Annotated in this window: 14 protein-coding genes and 1 pseudogene; 8 read left to right on the top strand and 7 right to left on the bottom strand. The window is 55.5% G+C overall.

Translation table 11 applies throughout. The annotated features are described in order from the left end of the window. Nucleotides 1–187: 187 nt before the first annotated feature. From ldtD to KB892_RS16615, 3 genes are all read left to right on the top strand, one after another. A complete protein-coding gene (gene ldtD, locus KB892_RS16625) occupies nt 188–1,978 on the top strand; it encodes a L,D-transpeptidase (protein WP_071177716.1) in 1,791 nt (596 codons plus the stop codon). A gap of 302 nt (nt 1,979–2,280) precedes the next feature. Continuing rightward, on the top strand, nt 2,281–2,832 hold the full coding sequence (locus KB892_RS16620; RefSeq protein ID WP_002898198.1) for a YcbK family protein: 552 nt from the start codon (nt 2,281–2,283) through the stop codon (nt 2,830–2,832). 13 nt (nt 2,833–2,845) lie between these two features. Beyond that, nucleotides 2,846–3,493, top strand: coding sequence for an MBL fold metallo-hydrolase (locus tag KB892_RS16615; protein WP_002898200.1), 648 nt, complete (start codon nt 2,846–2,848; stop codon nt 3,491–3,493). A gap of 68 nt (nt 3,494–3,561) precedes the next feature. Here the strand turns inward: KB892_RS16615 and KB892_RS16610 are convergent, their stop codons facing one another. From KB892_RS16610 to KB892_RS16595, 4 genes and pseudogenes are all read right to left on the bottom strand, one after another. Beyond that, on the bottom strand, nt 3,562–4,752 hold the full coding sequence (locus KB892_RS16610; protein ID WP_002898202.1) for an amino acid aminotransferase: 1,191 nt from the start codon (nt 4,750–4,752) through the stop codon (nt 3,562–3,564). A 187-nt stretch (nt 4,753–4,939) separates the two neighbouring features. Further along, nucleotides 4,940–6,018: pseudogene (ompK35, locus tag KB892_RS16605) on the bottom strand (porin OmpK35). Between the two features lie 591 nt (nt 6,019–6,609). After that, complete coding sequence (gene asnS, locus KB892_RS16600) at nt 6,610–8,010, bottom strand: asparagine--tRNA ligase (RefSeq protein ID WP_002898206.1); 1,401 nt, start codon at nt 8,008–8,010, stop codon at nt 6,610–6,612. 175 nt (nt 8,011–8,185) lie between these two features. Further along, on the bottom strand, nt 8,186–8,647 hold the full coding sequence (locus tag KB892_RS16595) for an Lrp/AsnC family transcriptional regulator (RefSeq protein WP_002898209.1): 462 nt from the start codon (nt 8,645–8,647) through the stop codon (nt 8,186–8,188). A gap of 371 nt (nt 8,648–9,018) precedes the next feature. Here KB892_RS16595 and dpaL point away from each other — a divergent pair, with 371 nt between their 5' ends. The 4 genes from dpaL (at nt 9,019) to KB892_RS16575 (ending at nt 14,030) form a co-directional block, all read left to right on the top strand. Beyond that, complete coding sequence (dpaL, locus tag KB892_RS16590; RefSeq protein WP_002898211.1) at nt 9,019–10,170, top strand: diaminopropionate ammonia-lyase; 1,152 nt, start codon at nt 9,019–9,021, stop codon at nt 10,168–10,170. Nucleotides 10,171–10,292: 122 nt separating this feature from the next. Continuing rightward, nucleotides 10,293–11,582: an aromatic amino acid transport family protein gene (locus KB892_RS16585; RefSeq protein ID WP_004176676.1), complete on the top strand. Its 1,290-nt coding sequence runs from the start codon at nt 10,293–10,295 to the stop codon at nt 11,580–11,582. A 24-nt stretch (nt 11,583–11,606) separates the two neighbouring features. After that, complete coding sequence (locus tag KB892_RS16580; RefSeq protein WP_004150839.1) at nt 11,607–12,845, top strand: Zn-dependent hydrolase; 1,239 nt, start codon at nt 11,607–11,609, stop codon at nt 12,843–12,845. Between the two features lie 18 nt (nt 12,846–12,863). Continuing rightward, nucleotides 12,864–14,030 (top strand): M20 aminoacylase family protein, encoded by a 1,167-nt coding sequence (locus KB892_RS16575; protein ID WP_002898215.1) that lies wholly within the window; start codon nt 12,864–12,866, stop codon nt 14,028–14,030. 42 nt (nt 14,031–14,072) lie between these two features. On the opposite strand, the gene pncB is transcribed toward KB892_RS16575, so the two are convergent. Then, nucleotides 14,073–15,275, bottom strand: a complete 1,203-nt coding sequence (pncB, locus tag KB892_RS16570; RefSeq protein WP_002898217.1) for a nicotinate phosphoribosyltransferase — start codon at nt 15,273–15,275, stop codon at nt 14,073–14,075. 326 nt (nt 15,276–15,601) lie between these two features. Here pncB and pepN point away from each other — a divergent pair, with 326 nt between their 5' ends. Further along, nucleotides 15,602–18,217, top strand: a complete 2,616-nt coding sequence (pepN, locus tag KB892_RS16565) for an aminopeptidase N (RefSeq protein WP_002898220.1) — start codon at nt 15,602–15,604, stop codon at nt 18,215–18,217. Nucleotides 18,218–18,421: 204 nt separating this feature from the next. Here pepN and ssuB read toward each other — a convergent pair whose 3' ends face one another. Continuing rightward, the gene (gene ssuB / locus KB892_RS16560; protein ID WP_004150838.1) at nt 18,422–19,195 is read right to left on the bottom strand and encodes an aliphatic sulfonates ABC transporter ATP-binding protein; all 774 of its coding nucleotides are present in this window, start codon (nt 19,193–19,195) and stop codon (nt 18,422–18,424) included. Beyond that, nucleotides 19,192–19,983: an aliphatic sulfonate ABC transporter permease SsuC gene (ssuC, locus tag KB892_RS16555; RefSeq protein ID WP_002898292.1), complete on the bottom strand. Its 792-nt coding sequence runs from the start codon at nt 19,981–19,983 to the stop codon at nt 19,192–19,194. The genes ssuB and ssuC overlap by 4 nt, the downstream gene beginning before the upstream one ends. Nucleotides 19,984–19,987: the final 4 nt, after the last annotated feature.

Below are 19,987 nucleotides of genomic sequence, written 5' to 3'. Positions count from 1 at the left end.
TACTGGCGGGTAAGCGCTGAAAAGGGCAACGTTAAGTTGCCCTTTTTGCTATCCAGCTTGCTATGCCAGGGTGGTATAATCTTTAAGCTTCTTTACATTAGGTAAGGCAAAAGCCTTTTCGTCTTTATATACTGTGTTAAAGCCCACGAATTTGTGGGCGGCAATGTGTGACAACAGGGGGCAAGGGATGTTGCTTAAGAAACGGTATGGTCGTCCATTGTCAGCGCTCAGTCTGAGCCTGGCAATGGCATTTGCTCCGCTGTTCAATGTCCAGGCCGCAGAGCCTGAAGTCGTACCAGGTGATAGCTCCGCTACGCCTGGAGAGCTTTCCGTCGCGCTGTCGCAAAGCGACGGGCAATCGCCGGCGGTCGCGAAGCTGGCCGGTGAGCAGCCGCTGTCGATGGAAGCCGCGGCGAACAGTCGCGCCCAGATCGAAGCGCTATTGCCGGCTGGCTACAAACCCGTCTTTATGAATCCGCTGGTCTCGCTATACGCCGCCAGGGATATGAAACCGATGTGGGAAAACCGCGAGGCGGTGCAGGCGTTCCAGCAGCAGCTGGCGGAGATCGCCATCGCCGGTTTTCAGCCGCAGTTTACCACCTGGGTCAGTCTGCTGACCGATCCTGCCGTCACCGGCATGGCGCGCGATGTGGTGTTGTCTGATGCCATGATGGGCTATCTGCACTTTATCAGCGGCATCCCCACCCAGGGGACCCGCTGGTTATATAGCTCGACACCGTACAAGATGGCGACCTCGCCGCTGTCGGTGATTAACCAGTGGCAGCTGGCGCTGGATAATGGCTCCCTGCCGGCGTTTATCGCCGGCCTGGCGCCGCGTCATCCGCAGTATGAGGCCATGCACCAGTCGCTGCTGGCGCTGGTGGCTGATTCACGTCCATGGCCGCAGATGACCGGCAGCGGCTCGCTGCGCCCGGGAGAATGGAGCAATGATATCGGCGCGCTGCGCGAGATCCTCCAGCGTACTGGGATGCTGGAAAATTCCGCCAATATCGTTCTGCCCGGCGACGTGGTGAGTCCTTCGGCGAAGAAAAAGAGCAAGCCCGCGGCGCGCGGTGTGTACGATCGCCAGCTGGTGGAGGGCGTTAAGCGCTTTCAGGCCATGCAGGGGCTGGGGGCGGATGGGGTCATCGGCCAATCCACCCGTGACTGGCTCAATGTCTCATCGGCGCAGCGCGCTGGCGTGCTGGCGCTGAACATTCAGCGTCTACGTCTGCTGCCAGGCAAACTATCGACTGGTATCATGGTGAATATTCCCGCGTTTTCGCTGGTCTATTACCAGGACGGCAGTCAGGTGCTGGCCTCGCGGGTGATCGTCGGACGTCCGGACCGCAAGACGCCGATGATGAGCAGCGCGCTGAACAACGTAGTGGTCAATCCGCCGTGGAACGTACCGCCCACCCTGGCGCGCAAAGATATTCTGCCGAAGGTGCGTAATAATCCTGGCTATCTGGAGCAGCATGGCTACACCGTGATGCGCGGCTGGAACAGTAAAGAGACCATCGATCCTTACCGGGTTGACTGGTCAACCATCACCGAGAACAATTTACCGTTCCGTTTTCAGCAGGCGCCTGGGGCACGTAATTCACTGGGGCGTTACAAGTTTAATATGCCGAGTTCGGATGCTATCTATCTGCACGATACGCCGAATCATAATCTGTTTCAGAAGGATGTCCGTGCGCTCAGTTCCGGCTGCGTCAGGGTCAATAAAGCCTCGGAGCTGGCCAATATGCTGCTGCAGGACGCGGGCTGGAATGACACGCGCATTTCCGACGCCCTGAAGCAGGGGGATACGCGCTATGTCAATATTCGGCAAAATATACCGGTGAATTTATATTACTTAACGGCGTTTGTGGACGCTGATGGACGTACACAATATCGAACAGATATTTACAATTACGATATCACCGCGCGATCCAGCGCACAAATTCTGACGAAAGCGGAACAATTAATCAGGTAAATGAAGTAGTTCAATGGATTTTGTTGTCCTAGCACTGGGTAAAAAAGGGCGCTGCACCTCTGCAGCGCCCGATTTTCCTGGGGTGAGGCTGCCTTGACGTTGGCAATAATGCCCGGTAAGGTGCCTTTCGTGCGCCAGAAGTGCATATACATATCATTCCGCTCAATGCGTAGCGCGGTTAGCGCGAACGTTCTCCTTTGCCGGGCAACATCTCGGTCGTGGCGAGCGATAGCGAGCTGATCCTGGCATCGCGCAAAGCGGAAAAAGTATATAACGATTCATTGACTGTAGACCTGATTATCATGGACAAATTTGACGCTAATCGCCGCAGATTGCTGGCGTTGGGTGGCGCTGCGCTGGGTGCTGCCGCCATTCTCCCTGCGCCGGCATTTGCCACCCTCTCGACCCCCCGTCCGCGTATTTTGACGCTGAATAACCTGCATACCGGTGAATCGCTCAGGGCGGAGTTTTTCGATGGCAGAGGCTATATTCAGGATGAATTAGCAAGACTTAACCATTTTTTCCGTGACTATCGCGCGAATAAAATTAAGTCCATCGATCCAAATCTGTTCGATCATCTTTATCGGTTGCAGGGACTACTTGGCACCAACAAACCTGTCCAGCTTATCTCTGGCTATCGTTCCCTCGATACCAACGATGAGCTTCGCGCACGCAGCCGTGGTGTAGCGAAACACAGCTATCACACCAAGGGGCAGGCGATGGATTTCCATATTGAAGGTATTTCGTTAAGCAATATTCGCAAAGCGGCGTTATCTATGCGCGCAGGTGGTGTAGGATATTACCCACGTAGTAACTTTGTGCATATTGATACCGGTCCCGTAAGGCACTGGTAACGAAAGGAGCGTCATGAACTATCGTATTATTCCGGTTACCGCGTTCGCGCAGAACTGTTCTCTTATCTGGTGCGGGCAAACCCGGCTGGCGGCGCTGGTCGATCCTGGCGGCGATGCTGAACGTATCAAAGCGGTGGTGGCGGAGGCTGGCGTCACGCTGATGCAGATCCTGCTGACGCATGGCCACCTCGATCACGTTGGCGCCGCGGCTGAACTGGCGCAGCATTATGGCGTACCGGTTATTGGTCCGGAAAAAGAGGATGAGTTCTGGCTGGAAGGATTACCGGCGCAAAGCCGGATGTTCGGCCTGGAGGATTGCCAACCGCTGCGTCCGGATCGCTGGCTCAATGAAGGCGATGTGGTCAATGTGGGGAATGTGGCGCTGCAGGTGCTGCACTGCCCGGGCCATACGCCGGGCCATGTGGTCTTTTTTGATGACGCCTCCCGACTGCTGATCTCCGGAGACGTGATTTTCAAAGGCGGGGTGGGACGCAGCGATTTTCCGCGCGGCGACCATGGGCAGCTGATTGCGGCTATCAAGGAAAAGCTGTTGCCGCTGGGCGATGATGTGACCTTTATTCCCGGCCATGGTCCGCTGTCGACGCTGGGTGAGGAACGCCGTAATAACCCGTTTCTGCAGGATGAGATGCCGGTCTGGTAACAGACATGACGCGAACACATAAAAAAGGCCGCATTCGCGGCCTTTTTCTTTATACCGAATACTATCGCTTACAGTACGGCGACGATGGCTTCGCACAGCGGCGCCATATTGTCAGGCGTCATCCCGGCCACGTTGATACGTCCGGAAGCTACCGCATAGATGGCGAACTCTTCACGCAGGCGCAGCACCTGCTCTTTAGTCAGGCCGCTGAATGAGAACATGCCGTTCTGCTGGCTGATAAAGCTGAAGTCGCGGCTCGCGCCTTTCTCCTGCAGGGTATTGACGAACAGCAGACGCATACGCTGGATGCGCTGGCGCATATCGGTCAGTTCCTGCTCCCAGATTGCCCGTAGCGCATCGTTGCTCAGAATGGTGGCGACCACGGAGGCGCCATGCGCAGGCGGGTTCGAGTAGTTGGCGCGGATCACCGACTTCATCTGACTGAAGGCGCGGTCTACAGTCTCTTGATCCGCGGCGACCAGAGTGCAGGCGCCGACGCGCTCGTTGTACAGGCCAAAGTTTTTCGAGTAGGAGCTGGCGACCAGCAGCTCTTTATGTAGAGCAGCAAAAGCGCGTAGCCCTTCAGCATCTTCTTCCAGACCGCGGGCGAAGCCCTGGTAGGCGAAATCGAACAGCGGTAGCCAGCCTTTTTCCACCGACAGCTGCGCCAGCTGCTGCCACTGATCGAGTGTCGGATCGATACCGGTCGGGTTGTGGCAGCAGCCGTGGAACAGTACCACGTCGCCCGCCTGGGCTTCGTTCAGGCTGGCCAGCAGACCATCAAAGTCCAGCGCGTGGTTAGCCGCGTCGTAGTATGCGTATTCGCGCACTTCCAGCCCGGCAGAGGTGAATACGCTTTTATGGTTCGGCCAGCTCGGATTACTTACCCACACACGTTTCACGTCGGTGTTTTTGGCGAGGAAGTCTGCGGCGACACGCAGCGCACCGGTACCGCCCGGTGTCTGCGCGGTGCGGGCGCGTTTATCAGCGATAATCGCATTGCCTTTACCGAACAGCAGCTCCTGGGTGCAGCGACCAAATTCAGGAATACCATCGATGCCCAGATAGTTTTTAGTCGTTTCATTTTCCAGCAGATACTGCTCTGCTTTTTTGACGCTGGTCAGAACGGGCGTTTTACCGGTTTCATCCTTGTAAACACCAATTCCGAGGTTAATTTTTTCAGGGCGGTCATCGGCACGAAACAGATCGGCCAGACCTAAAATCGGGTCGGCTGGGGCGGCGGTAATGTTCTCAAACATGACGAGGTTCCATTGTGATTACTGAAGGGAAATCCGCTATCAGGTTAACGGGAGAATAACGAATTGCCAACCGTTTGCGACAAAAAGCGCGAAGGTTTTCGAAAGAGACGATCTTTGTCTCACGAATACAGAAAAGCAGGACCGAAGTCCTGCTTTGAAGGCATATCACGAAGGGGTGTACTGCAGATTAGAACTGGTAAACGATACCCACGGCCGCCTGGTCGTCAGTGGCGACACCAGCCGCTTTGGTGTAATCGTTGTCGTCCAGCTGGTTGAATTTATACGCAGCGTAGACGTTCATGTTCTTGTTAAAGTAGTACCAGGTACCCACTTCGATGTATTTAACCAGATCCGCATCGCCGCCGGAGAAGCCAGCACGCGACTGCAGGTCCTTGCCTTTGGTCTGTACGTAGCCGATGGACGGACGCAGGCCGAAGTCAAACTGATACTGTACAACTGCTTCAAAGTTCTGAGTTTTACCAGCGAAGTGGTTATCTTCTTCCGGAGTCATGTTGTAAGTCTGGGAGTACATGACGGCCGCATAGATGTTGTTAGCGTCATATTTTGCAGAGGTCGCCCAGGCTTCGGCTTTGTCGCCATTGCCGTCAGCTTTCTGATCGACGCTACGGTTAGAGCTGGAGTAGCCTGCAGACAGTGCGATACCGTTGTCGAACGCGTAGGTGGCTGCGGTGCTGAAGCCGTCGCCATTCTGCTTGCGAATCGCACGGTCATGGTCGTTTTTACCCTGGTACTGCAGCGCGAAGCTCAGACCGTCAACCAGACCGAAGAAGTCGGAGTTACGGTAGGTTGCGACGCCGTTGGTACGACCGGTCATGTAGTTGTCGGTATAGTTCCAGCCGTCACCGCCCCATTCAACCAGCATATCGGTTGCCGCTTCGACGTCGTAGATCGCGCCGTAGTTACGGCCATAGTCGAATGAACCGTATTCGCCCGCTTTCAGGCCTGCGAACGCTAGACGGGTTTTTGTGGTCTGGGAACCTTCAACATTGGACGCGTCCATGTTGTATTCCCACTGGCCGTAGCCGATCAGCTGATCGTTGATCTGAGTTTCGCCTTTCAGGCCGATACGGGCATAGGTGGTATCGTCGCTGCTGGTGTCGCCATTGGTGGTCCAGACGTGCTCGCCGACCATTTTTCCATAGAAGTCCAGTTTGTTGCCGTTTTGTTATAGATTTCTGCAGCGTTGGCTGCACCGGCTACCAGCAGGGCAGGGATCACCACTGCCAGAATATTGCGCTTCATCATTATTTATTACCCTCATTAATATTTTTTATATGAACACGTGCCACTGCCGTCAAAAAGTTCTGTCAATAAAAACTTACAGAACCATTGATGAGAGTTTGGTGTCTGAAGGCATCTTTCCATCCGCGACAACGTTTCGCTAGCCGGAAAATGCTACGAATATCTCATATGAGTAACAAAACGAAAAATCATATAACTAAATGTGTATTTAACGGAACTTTGTGAACTTAATCAAAATTCCGTTCCACCGGATAAGGGCAAACGCCATTACTTATCTATCTATATGAATTATTTATGATTAATTTGGCTAAGCGGCAATTCGTTCATTTTGTGTATTGAATTCGTATTCTTTTTATTCAGTCTCTGTCTTTGCAAGATGTGCGGGTAAAGGTCAAAAAATGAGCAAATTTATCAGCGGTTTTGCTCAGTTATGAACATAAAGTGCGATCTACATCACCAGGATGCACCGAAACAGTGCGTAACATAATTGTGATTTCCAGGTCTTGATGTTTAAGGTTGTTGAATTTTACTAACAGTAATTGACATAAAAAAAGGCCAGCTTGCGCTGGCCTTTCAGATTGATGTCAGAAAAATTTAGAATGTCGCGTTGCGCGGCGTCCGCGGGAACGGAATAACATCGCGGACGTTCTGCACGCCGGTGACGTAAGCGATGAGGCGTTCGAAGCCCAGACCGAAGCCGGAATGCGGCACGGTGCCGTAGCGACGCAGGTCGCGATACCACCAGTAGTCTTCTTTGTTAAGCCCCATCTCTGCCATACGCGCGTCAAGCACGTCGAGACGCTCTTCACGCTGGGAACCGCCGATAATCTCGCCGATGCCCGGCGCCAGAACGTCCATTGCCGCGACGGTTTTACCGTCTTCGTTAAGGCGCATATAGAACGCTTTAATGTCTTTCGGGTAGTTTTTCACCACCACCGGCGCTTTGAAGTGCTCTTCGGCCAGGTAACGTTCGTGCTCAGAGGAGAGATCCACGCCCCAGTACACCGGGTTCTCGAACTGTTTGCCGCAGTTTTCCAGAATGGTGACGGCGTCGGTGTAATCCACCTGGGCAAAATCAGCGGTGATAAAGCGCTGCAGACGGTCGATAGCGTCTTTATCCACGCGCTCGGCGAAGAACTGCATGTCGTCCGCACGCTCTTCCAGTACCGCTTTGAAGACGTACTTGAGCATCGCTTCCGCCAGGCCGGCAACGTCGTTCAGGTTGGCGAAGGCCACTTCCGGCTCCAGCATCCAGAATTCCGCCAGGTGGCGGCTGGTGTTGGAGTTCTCGGCGCGGAAGGTCGGGCCGAAGGTATAAATCTTCGACAGCGCACAGGCGTAGGTCTCGCCGTTCAGCTGGCCGGAAACGGTCAGGAACGACTCTTTACCGAAGAAGTCTTTGTCGAAATCGACTTTGCCCTGATCGTTACGCGGCAGGTTTTCCAGATCCAGCGTCGACACGCGGAACATTTCGCCGGCGCCTTCGGTATCGGAGGCGGTGATCAGCGGGGTGGAAACCCAGAAGAAGCCCTGTTCGTTGAAGAAGCGGTGCAGCGCCTGCGCCAGGGTGTGACGCACGCGGGCTACCGCGCCAATCAGGTTGGTGCGCGGACGCAGGTGCGCTACTTCACGCAGATACTCGATGCTGTGGCGCTTGGCCGCCATCGGGTAGGTGTCCGGGTCTTCCACCCAGCCGGTCACTTCCACGCTGGTCGCCTGGATCTCAAAGCTTTGACCCTGACCCTGAGAAGCCACGACTTTACCGGTGACAATCACCGAGCAGCCGGTGGTCAGACGCAGCACTTCCTGATTGTAATTGGGCAGAGAATTATTAATAACGGCCTGTACAGGATCAAAGCAGGAACCGTCATAGACGGCGAGGAAAGAAAAGCCAGCTTTAGAATCTCGGCGGGTACGCACCCATCCGCGGACCGTGACTTCGCTGTCAACGGCAACGCGGCCCTGGAGTACGTCGGCTACAGGCACAACGCTCATAATAATCTCTCTATGTAGTCCAATAAAAAAGTCTCTTCCCCCAACAGCGGGGGGATATCTATGTTACCTGTCATCTTCCATCAGACAAGTAGATTTCGCACAGGGAAGGGTGGATTTCGGAAATAAATACACCTCCGGGGCGTTCTTTGGCTCCCCATTTCGACTTTTACACGACTTACTCGATAATGACCGTCATTTCCTGCTTCGCATTTTGCATCGACACGATGGTCCGGAAAGACTTGATATTTCCCGAGGCAAAAAAGAGTTCACGGGTTAGCGCTTCGTATTCCGCCATATCACGGACGTTGATCACGAGCAGAAAATCGAAGTCGCCAGTGACATAGTAGACCTGCTGCACTTGCGGACAGGTTACGAAACGCTGTTTATCCTCCTCAAGCAGATCGAGACGTTCATTCTCAATGGTCACCTGCACCATAATGGTGATTGGTCTTCCCACTTTACTGGCGTCCACTAAGCTAACACTGCCTTTAATCACCCCTGCATCCTCCAGTGCAGCGATACGCCGATTGACTGCCGAAGGAGACAGGCTGATCCGATCGGCGATCTCCCGTTGCGACAAGCGATTATTACGCTGCAAGAGCGTAAGAATTTTTTTATCCCATGCGTCAAGTTTCATCATATATCTCGTCCTGCAAGCCTGTGATCAACCTCACTAATGCAACGTTGTTGCGTGTGAATGATAAAACAGAGTGAAAATTGCGGCGCGATGGGCAACTTTGCGCCAATTAACCGCCGGGCGCAGTGTACCATCACAGGCAGTGGGAAAGCGGTATATCGCGACAAAAAGCCTCTCACATTCTGACTTAACCAATTTAAAGCGACCGTCCTGTCTCAGGCCGCACGGATCCGTGCACCCGTCGTTTAGGCGGAATGGTCGCAAATAACGTTATCGTCGCAGGACGATATGAAAATAGAGGTGCCTGAATAGTGGACACAATTAAATTTCAACTTAACGCCCGGCGGCAGCCCTATGGCCAGGGAGCAGACTTGAGTCTGCTGAATGAAAGCGTGGGGAACGAAGTGCTGGCATTCCATCAAAAATTTCCTGATTACCGGGTCACGCCGCTGCGTAAGCTGGAATTTTTAAGCCAGCGGCTGGGGCTGGGATCGATCCATATAAAAGATGAAGCGCAGCGATTCGGTTTGAATGCGTTTAAAGGATTAGGCGGATCTTATGCGATGGGGAAATATCTCGCCGCTCTGCTTGAGCGAGATATTAATACGTTGAGCTTTGCCGAGCTTAATTCACCAGTGATTAAGGCGCGTATCAAGGACATCGTATTTGTGACTGCTACCGACGGTAACCACGGACGTGGCGTGGCGTGGGCGGCTGAGCAGCTTGGGCTGCGTGCGGTGGTGTATATGCCAAAAGGCTCGTCGCCGGTACGCGCGCAGAATATTCGCCGGCATGGCGCCGAATGCACGATTACTGAACTGAACTACGACGACACAGTTCGGCTGGCGGCCAAAACCGCGCGCGAGCAGGGATGGGTTCTACTCCAGGATACCGCCTGGCAGGGCTACGAGCAGATCCCCACATGGATCATGCAAGGCTATATGACCCTCGCTGTTGAAATCTGGCAGCAGCTGGCAGAAAGCGGAGCGCCGATGCCGACGCATCTGTTTTTACAAGCCGGGGTCGGGTCGTTTGCCGGTAGCATCATGGGATATTTCATCGAAAAGATGCAGCAGCAGGCTCCCACCATCATCATCGTTGAGCCGCACAAGGCGAACTGCCTGTATCGCTCGGCAACCATTAATGACGGACTGCCGCACAGCGTCGGCGGGGATATGTCAACTCTGATGGCCGGGCTTGCCTGTGGTGAACCTAACATCACCAGCTGGCCAATGCTCCGCGACCATGCCACCTGTTTTATTTCCGCCGACGATTGTCTGGCGGCCAACGGCATGCGCCTGTTGGCCGCTCCGCGTCCAGGTACTGACGAACCTTTTGTCTCCGGGGAATCCGGCGCTATTGGCACAGGAGTGCTTTATGCGCTGATGACTCAACCGGCGTATCGCGAGCTTGCCGAATCGCTGCGCCTGAATGCCGATGCACAGGTTCTGTTAATCAGCACGGAAGGAGATACATCACCCGATGTCTATGAAGACATCGTCTGGTTTGGCCGTAATGGTTGAGCGCTATCGACAATAACAAGGGGGCCATCTTACCTACCCTACAAGCCCTCGGTATGACAAGCGTTCTGACTCATAACGAAAACATACGCGCTTTCGCGTCATGCATAGAGAGAACCTGACCGATGAATACTGAAAATATAATTATCAATAAAGGATATTCCGATCCCGCAAAGTGGCATAGCGAAGATACCGTTTGGGTCCTTGGCCTGTTCGGTACCGCCATTGGCGCCGGGGTGCTGTTTCTGCCGATTAATGCCGGAATTGGCGGCTTCTGGCCGCTGCTGATTGTTTTTGTCCTCGCTTTTCCTATTACTTATCTGGCTCACCGCGGTCTGGCGAGATTCATTTACTCTTCCAATACGCCGGAAAGCAGTATTACCGATGTTATTGGCGAGCATTTTGGCGCGCTGGCGGGAAAAGTATTTACCGTCATCTATTTCTTCGCCGTCTATACCATTCTGATTATGTATGCGGTGGCTATCACCAACACCGCGCAGAGCTTTATCACCCACCAGTTGGCGATGGCCGAGCCTCCCCGGTCGCTGGTGGCCATCGTTCTGATCCTCGGGCTGATGTTTATCGTCCGTTTCGGACAGCGTTTGATAATGCGGGTGATGAGCACCCTGGTTTATCCCTTCATCATCTCGCTTATTTTTATGGCACTTTTTCTGATTCCGCACTGGAACGGCGCAATTTTGCAAACCGTAAGCTTCAGCGCCACGGGCGATGGGCAGGGGATCATGTTATCCCTGTGGATGACCTTCCCGGTACTGGTGATGTCGTTTAACCACTATCCCATCATTTCGCCGATGGTGGTGCGCCAGAAGCAGCGTTACGGTCTGGCGCTCGCTGAGGGTAAATGTGCGCAGATCCAGCGCTACGGTATCCTGCTCATGACGGTGGTGGTGCTGTTTTTTGTTCTCAGCTGCGTGTTAAGCCTGTCGCCGCAGCAACTGGCGGAAGCCAAAGCCCAGAATCTGTCGATTTTGTCCTATCTGGCCAATCAGTACGATACACCGATTATTGCCTGGCTATCGCCGATTATCGCCTTTGTCGCTATTACTAAATCATTTCTTGGCCACTACATCGGCGCCTATGAATCGCTGCGCGACCTGATTCTGGAGGCCGCCGCCGCACGCGGGAAAAAACCTGGTATTCGCCTCGTCGACGCGGTCATCCTGGTGTTTATGGTGCTTACCTGCTGGTTCGCCGCGTACAAGAACCCCAGTATCCTCGGTATTATCGAATGCATCAGCGGTCCCACCGGGGCGGCAATTCTGCTGCTGTTGCCTATGTACGCCATTCATAAATTACCGGTGCTTGCCCCCTGGCGCGGTAAAGCGAGCAACGTTTTCGTCACCCTGATCGGTCTTATCACCGTATCTGCCATTTTTTACGGCATGTTCCAATAACCACCATTATTAGCGAGATGTTATATGAGTCATTATCTGCAGATTAACGGCCAACGGCTTATCGATTCCCTGTATGCACTTGGCGAACATGGTGCGCTGCCAGGCGGCGGCGTATGCCGCCTGGCAGCGACTGCCGAAGATAAAGCCGGCAGGGACTTTGTTGTAGCCCGCATGAAGGCGCTGGGCCTGAGCGTGTCAATTGATGCTATCGGCAATGTCACCGGCGTTTATCACGGCGAGGAGACGTTGCCGATGGTGATGATGGGGTCACATATCGATACCGTCGCCACAGGTGGGTTATACGATGGCAACTACGGCGTTATGGCCGGCCTTGAGGTGATTGCCACCCTCCAGGATGCCGGGATCCGCACCCGACGACCGTTGGCGGTAACCTTCTTTACTAACGAGGAGGGGGTGCGATTTCAGCCCGATATGATGGGCAGCGTGGTGTTTGCCGGCGAGTATCCGTTGGCGCAGGCGCTCGCGGCAAAAGATCTCGACGGTATCACGCTCGATGAAGCGCTGCGTAACATTGGTTATAAAGGCGAACGTCAGCCGGGAGATATGGCGGTAGATAGCTACGTTGAGCTGCATATCGAACAGGGACCAATTCTTGATAAAGAGCAGATTGATATTGGCGTGGTTACCGGCGTACAGGGTATTTCGTGGCAGGAATTTACCCTGAGAGGCGTATCGAATCATGCGGGTACAACCCCAATGTCCATGAGACGTGATGCCGGGCTGGCGGCTGCGAAAATCGCTGTTTTTGCCCGTGAGCTGGCGCTAAGCCTTGGTGGCGATCAAGTAGCTACCGTTGGACATTTCAGCGTGAAGCCTAATCTAATCAACGTCATTCCCAACCATGTCGTCATGTCAGTGGATCTCCGCAATACCGATAATGCGATCTTATGTCTGGCGGAGCAGCAATTAGCCGAATTTGTCGCGAAAACGTCGCAGGAAGAGGGCGTGGAGATAACCAGCCGCTCACTGGTGCGCTTTAATCCGGTCATCTTTGCCGATGAGATCGTCAATGCGGTGGAAGCCGAGGCGGAGCGTCAGGGGCTCAGTTACCGACGTTTGCCAAGCGGCGCCGGACACGATGCACAATTTATGGCGTCGGTATGTCCCGCCGGGATGATTTTTGTCCCCTGCGTCGATGGCATTAGCCATAACGTCAAAGAACATAGCGCAGCCAAAGATCTGATTGCTGGCGCCAATATGCTGCTGCAGGTGGTTTTACAGCGCGCCCAGCGTATGGACTAATGTTTACAGGAGCAGAGAATGAATCAGCAACAGCTAAAGCAGCAGCTTATCGCCTGGCGTCACTATTTGCATGCCCATCCGGAAAGCGCCTTCGAGGAGCAGAATACTTCACGGTTTATTGCCGAAAAGCTCGAAGCTATGGGCATTGAGGTGCACCGCGATATTGGCAAAACCGGGGTGGTGGGGAGATTGAAATGCGGCGACGGGAAGGGCGTTATCGCTATTCGTGCCGATATCGATGCCATTCAATTGACCGAACAGGGAGACTGGTCTTACCGCTCCATGACCGCCGAGCGGATGCACGGCTGCGGACATGATGGTCATACCTGCATTGCGCTGGGCGCGGCGCAGTTGCTATTGCAGCGGCAGAATTTTAACGGCACGGTCTGCTTTGTTTTTCAGCCTGCTGAGGAACCTGGCTATGGCGCCAGAGCGATGATGGACGATGGCGTTATTGAACGCTTTGGCATAGAGGAAATCTACGGTCTGCATAATATGCCGGGTATGAAAGCCGGGACTATCGCCACGCGAGTCGGTGGCATTATGGCCAGTGAAGATAACTTTATTATTCGTATTAAAGGGCAGGGAGCGCATGCGGCGCGGCCGCATATGGCGAAAGATCCGCTGGTCATTGCGGCGGAAATCATCCTGGCTTTGCAGACAATTGTTTCGCGAAATGTTGATCCGAACGTGCCAGCGGTCATTTCCTGTACTGAACTGCACACCGATGGCATCCGCAATGCGATTCCGACGCACGTCGAAATCAAAGGGGATACGCGCAGCTTTGCACCGGAGGTACAGATGCTGCTCGAAGAACGAATGCGTACCATTAGCGAAGCGATTTGCGCGATGCACGGTGCGACGTGCCAGTTCAGCTATACCCATGAATTTGCGCCAACGGTGAACTGGCAGCAATGCGTTGATGTAGCGGTCACCGCTGCGATTAACGTGGTAGGGGCTGAGAAGGTGAACGGCAACGTCGCACAGATGATGATTTCGGAAGATTTTGGCGCTTTTCTGCAAAAAATCCCCGGCTGTTTCATCTTTTTAGGCAACGGCGATAGTTCAGATGCTCAGGGCAATACACCGTTGCATAATGCCTGCTACGACTTTAATGATGAGATATTGCTAACTGGCGCGGAGTATTTTGCCGAGGTCGTCAGAGCCCGTTTGCCGCAGGAGTGATATTGATTGGCCCGATAGCAGAATGCCGTCGGGCCAAGTTTTTTAGCTTGCCTTTTTAATCGGCGGCAGGTCGAACGCTTCGCGCAGGGCGCGGACGAAGGCCTTATCGTGGCAGATAGTTTTCCCCGGGCTGTCGGAGAGTTTCGCCACCGGCTTGCCGTTACATTCCACCAGCTTAATCACGATATTGAGCGGTTTAACCTGCGGCAGATCGCAGGTTAAACGGGTGCCGATCCCAAAGCTGAGCTTCACCCGCGAGGCGAAGTGGCGATACAGATCGACGGCTTTCGCCAGGTCGAGATTGTCGGAGAAGACCAGCACTTTGCTCAGCGGATCGATACCCAGCTTCTGATAATGGGCGATAGCTTTTTCTCCCCATTCCACCGGGTCGCCGGAATCGTGGCGCAACCCCTGATAGCGGGTGGCGAATTCCGGACCGAAATCGCGCAGGAACGCATCCATAGTGATGCAGTCGGTCAGCGCGATGCCCAGCTGGTCGGGATACTCTTCCAGCCAGGCGGCAAGGGCCGCCCGCTGGCTGCTGGCAAGGCTGGGGCTGATCTGCTGGTGGGCCTGGAACCACTCATGGGCCTGGGTACCCATCGGGGTTAAATTCAGACGGCGCGCCAGATCGTAATTGCTGGTGCCGACAAACCATGGTTCCTGCTGCAGACGCCGCACAATACCTTCCTGCACCTCGCGTGAGAAACGACGGCGGGTGCCGAAGTCCATCAGACGGAAGGCGCTCATGTCGAGGTCAGCGGTCATGGTGGCGAAGTCGCCTAGCTTATGTTCCAGCGTGTTGAGCGCCTGATCGACGCCCATCTCTGGTGAACGATAGCGATGGACCAACTCGCTTATCACCGCCAGCAGCGGGACTTCCCACATGATGGCTTCCCGCCATGGGCCGGTAAGGCGAATGTTCAGCTTACCATTGTCATTGCTGACCGTGACCTGGCTCGGGTCATAGCGAAAATCGCGCAGCCAGTTGAGGTAATCCTGGCGAAAAAAGGGAAGGGTGGACAGCCAGCGATATTCATCATCCCGCAGCCTCAGGTCGCGCATGGACTCCACCTGCTCGCGGATCGCGTCGGCATAGATGCCGAGCAGGTCGTCTCCGCGGCAGCGAAACTCCGCCGCCACATGCACATCGCCGTAGCGGTGGAAGACAGCCTGCTGCATGTGCAGCTTATAGGCATCCGTATCAAGCAGCGAGTGCAGTACAGGAGAAGTGAATTGTGTCATGGTGCGCAGTAGCATCCTCTCACTGGAGCGTTCCATCGAAACCAACGCGGAAAATGGAGGCGGAGTATACCTTTATTACCCGACTCTGTCCCGCGATGGCGAGCAATGGTGACGCTGACGGTCATTTGCGAGGCCTAGTTTAATATATTGAACATGGATCACACCACAAGCTTTGCGTCGGGTCGAGGGCATTTCGTGCCGCGAGTGTTAACAAAATGTAGCGATTTCCGTGTTTCACGTTGAAAAGATGAAGATTCTGCATAGCGCGATTGACACAACAGGAATAGACTGGGACGACACTTTACCGAAGATGCTAAAGGTTTTTTATGACACAACAGCCCCAAGCCAAATACCGCCACGACTATCGTGCGCCGGAGTATCTGATTAGCGATATCGATTTGACCTTTGACCTGGATGCCGCAAAAACCGTTGTTACGGCCGAGAGCAAGGTCTCCCGCCACGCGGCTGCGTCTGATGTGCCATTGCGCCTGGACGGCGAAGATCTGACCCTGATCGCTCTGCAGGTGAACGGCCAGCCGTGGAGTGACTATAAAGAAGAAAACAATCAGCTGGTGATCGGCGGCCTGCCGGAGCATTTCACCCTGACCATCGTCAATGAGATCAGCCCGGCGGCGAACACCGCGCTGGAAGGCCTGTATCAGTCAGGCGAAGCGCTGTGCACCCAGTGCGAAGCGGAAGGTTTCCGCCATATCACCTGGTATCTGGACCGTCCGGATGTGCTGGCGCGCTTTACCACCAAAATTATCGCCGATAAAGCGAAATACCCGTTCCTGCTTTCCAACGGCAACCGTATGGCGGAAGGGGAGCTGGAGAACGGTCGTCACTGGGTACAGTGGCAGGATCCGTTCCCGAAGCCGTGCTATCTGTTTGCGCTGGTGGCCGGTGATTTTGACGTCCTGCGCGATTCATTCCGCACCCGCTCTGGCCGCGAAGTGGCGCTGGAGCTGTACGTCGATCGCGGCAACCTCGATCGCGCGCCCTGGGCGATGACCTCGCTGAAAAACTCTATGAAGTGGGATGAGGAGCGCTTTGGCCTCGAGTACGACCTCGATATCTATATGATTGTCGCCGTCGACTTCTTTAATATGGGTGCCATGGAGAACAAAGGACTCAACGTCTTTAACTCCAAATATGTTCTGGCTCGTACCGATACCGCCACCGATAAAGACTACCTCGATATTGAGCGCGTGATTGGTCATGAATATTTCCATAACTGGACCGGCAACCGCGTCACCTGTCGTGACTGGTTCCAGCTCAGCCTGAAAGAGGGGCTGACCGTGTTCCGCGATCAGGAGTTCAGTTCCGACCTCGGCTCACGGGCGGTGAACCGCATCAACAACGTGCGCACCATGCGCGGGCTGCAGTTTGCCGAAGACGCCAGCCCGATGGCGCACCCGATCCGTCCGGATATGGTTATCGAGATGAACAACTTCTACACCCTGACGGTCTATGAAAAGGGTGCCGAAGTGATCCGCATGTTGCACACCCTGCTGGGTGAAGAAAACTTCCAGAAAGGGATGCAGCTGTACTTTGAACGCCATGACGGCAGCGCCGCCACCTGCGACGATTTCGTGCAGGCGATGGAAGATGCCTCTAACGTCGACCTGTCGCACTTCCGCCTCTGGTACAGCCAGTCCGGTACGCCAATCGTCACCGTGCATGACGACTATAATCCGGAGACCGAGCAGTATACGTTGACCATCAGCCAGCGTACGCCGCCGACCGCCGAGCAGGCCGAGAAGCAGCCGCTGCATATCCCGTTTGCCATTGAGCTGTACGATAACGAGGGCAAGGTGATCCCCCTGCAGAAGGGCGGTCACCCGGTACACCCGGTGCTTAATGTGACCCAGGCCGAGCAGACTTTCGTCTTCGATAACGTTTATTTCCAGCCGGTGCCGGCGCTGCTGTGCGAATTTTCAGCGCCTGTGAAACTGGAATACAAGTGGAGCGATCAGCAGCTGACCTTCCTGATGCGTCACGCGCGGAATGATTTCTCGCGCTGGGATGCGGCGCAGAGCCTGCTGGCGACTTACATCAAGCTGAACGTCAACCGCCATCAGCAGGGGCAGCCGCTGTCGCTGCCGGTGCACGTAGCGGATGCCTTCCGCGCCATCCTGCTGGATGAGAAGATTGATCCGGCGCTGGCCGCTGAGATCTTAACCCTGCCGTCAGCCAACGAAATCGCCGAGATGTTCGCGATTATCGATCCGATCGCCATCGCCGCCGTGCGCGAAGCGCTCACCCGCACCCTGGCGAACGAACTGGCGGACGAATTCCTCGCGGTTTATAACGCCAATAAGCTCGACAGCTATCGGGTGGAGCACGCCGATATTGGTAAGCGCGCTCTGCGCAATACCTGCCTGCGCTATCTGGCGTTTGCGGAACCGACGCTGGGCGATAAGCTGGTGGCGACGCAGTATCACCAGGCAGATAACATGACCGACGCGCTGGCCGCCCTGTCAGCGGCGGTTGCCGCTGAGTTGCCGTGCCGCGATGCGCTGATGCAGGAGTACGATGACAAATGGCATCAGGACGGTCTGGTGATGGATAAGTGGTTTATCCTGCAGTCCACCAGCCCGGCAGCCAACGTGGTGGAAACCGTGCGCGGTCTGCTGAACCACCGTTCGTTCAGCATGAGCAACCCGAACCGTGTGCGCTCGTTAATCGGCGCTTTCGCCAGCAGCAACCCGGCGGCGTTCCATGCTGAAGATGGCAGCGGCTATCAGTTCCTGGTGGAGATGCTGACCGAGCTTAACCAGCGTAACCCGCAGGTGGCGTCGCGCCTGATTGAGCCGTTGATTCGTCTGAAGCGTTATGATGAGAAGCGACAGGCGCTGATGCGCGCCGCGCTGGAGCAGCTGAAGGGGCTGGAGAATCTCTCTGGCGACCTGTTCGAGAAAATCAGTAAGGCGCTGGCGTAACGGTGGCATAACCCCGGGCTGCGGCGCGCCTTGCGCCCTGTCCGGGTTACCCGTTAGCGTGGTGATGTTGTCGGGCGGCGCGATGCTTACCCGACCTGGAATACACGGCTGATTTGGCGTTGGTAGCCCGGCTGTGCAACCCGCGAGCCGGGGACATGTCGGATGACGATATGCCCCCGTTCAGATAGCGGACAGTTACGCCGGTCAGCCATGACTAAACAAACGCGGCGCACGCTCGCTGTCGCCGCGTTTCATCACCCGATCCAGTACTTCAGCCTCCAGCTCGGCCAGCTTCGCCGAACCGGTGCGCCGCGGTCGCGGGATATCCACGCTTAAATCGAGGCCAATCTTCTTCTCTTCAATTAACAGCACCCGATCGGCCATGGCCACCGCTTCACTGACGTCGTGCGTGACCAGCAGGACCGTAAAGCCATGCTCCTGCCACAGGGAGACGATCAGCTCCTGCATCTCCAGACGGGTGAGGGCATCCAGCGCCCCCAGCGGTTCGTCCAGCAGCAGCAGGCGCGGGCGATGGATCAGCGCGCGGGCCAGCGCAACGCGCTGCTTCTGCCCACCCGACAGCGCGGCCGGCCACTCCTGTGCGCGGCTTTCAAGTCCGACGCTGGCCAACGCCTGCAGGGCGGCGTCGCGCCAGGCGCCTTTTAGCCCCAGCCCCACGTTATCAATCACTGTTTTCCACGGCAGCAGGCGCGCATCCTGAAACATCATCCGGGTGTCGTCCTGGATCGCCGCCAGGGGCGTCGCGCCAGCCAGCAGTTCGCCGGCGTTTGGTTTTTCCAGACCTGCCAGCAGGCGCAGCAGGGTACTTTTGCCGCCGCCGCTGCGGCCCACCACCGCCACAAACTGGCCGCTGGGAATATGCAGATCCAGCTCGTTAAGAATGGTGTTGTCGCCATAGCGTTTCGTCACCCCGTTCAGCAGCAGCGGGATACCTGGGTTGAGACGGGCAGTGTTCATGCGTTAGCCTCCTGAAGATGATACGCCGGATTCCAGCGCAGCCAGAGCCGTTCCAGCAGCTGGGCGCAGACGTCGGCCAGTTTGCCAAGGATGGCGTAAAGGATGATCGCCACTACCACCACGTCGGTTTGCAGAAATTCACGCGCGTTCATCGCCAGATAACCGATGCCGGCATTCGCCGAGATAGTTTCGGCGACAATAAGCGTCAGCCACATCAGACCAAGGGCAAAACGCACGCCGACTATAACTGAGGGCAGGGCGCCGGGTAATATCACGTGACGGAACAGGGCGAAGCCGGATAAGCCATAGCTGCGCGCCATCTCAACCAGCCCACGGTCAATATTGCGGATCCCGTGCCAGGTGTTGATATAGATCGGGAACAGGGTGCCCAGCGAGACAAGGAAGATCTTGGCGGTCTCATCGATGCCGAACCACAAGATCACCAGCGGGATCAGCGCCAGATGCGGGACATTGCGCAGCATCTGGATCGAGGTATCCAGCAGACGCTCGCCCCAGCGAGACAGGCCGCTGATCAGGCCGAGTATTAGCCCGATCGAGCCGCCGATGGCGAAGCCGACCAGCGCCCGCCACGAGCTGATGGCCAGATGCTGCCACAGCTCACCGCTGGCCGAGAGGGTCCAGAACGCTTTCAATACCCCCTCCGGCGAGGGCAGCACCCGCGTCGACAGCCAGCCGACGGACGAGGCCAGCTGCCAGACAATGACCGTCCCTACCGGCAGCAGCCAGGGGGCGAGGCGTAACAACAGGGGATGGGTTGATTTTGCCATCACG

The organism is Klebsiella sp. P1927 (assembly GCF_018204675.1).
Taxonomy (GTDB): domain Bacteria; phylum Pseudomonadota; class Gammaproteobacteria; order Enterobacterales; family Enterobacteriaceae; genus Klebsiella; species Klebsiella pneumoniae.
This window is presented reverse-complemented; position numbering and strand designations above follow the sequence as displayed.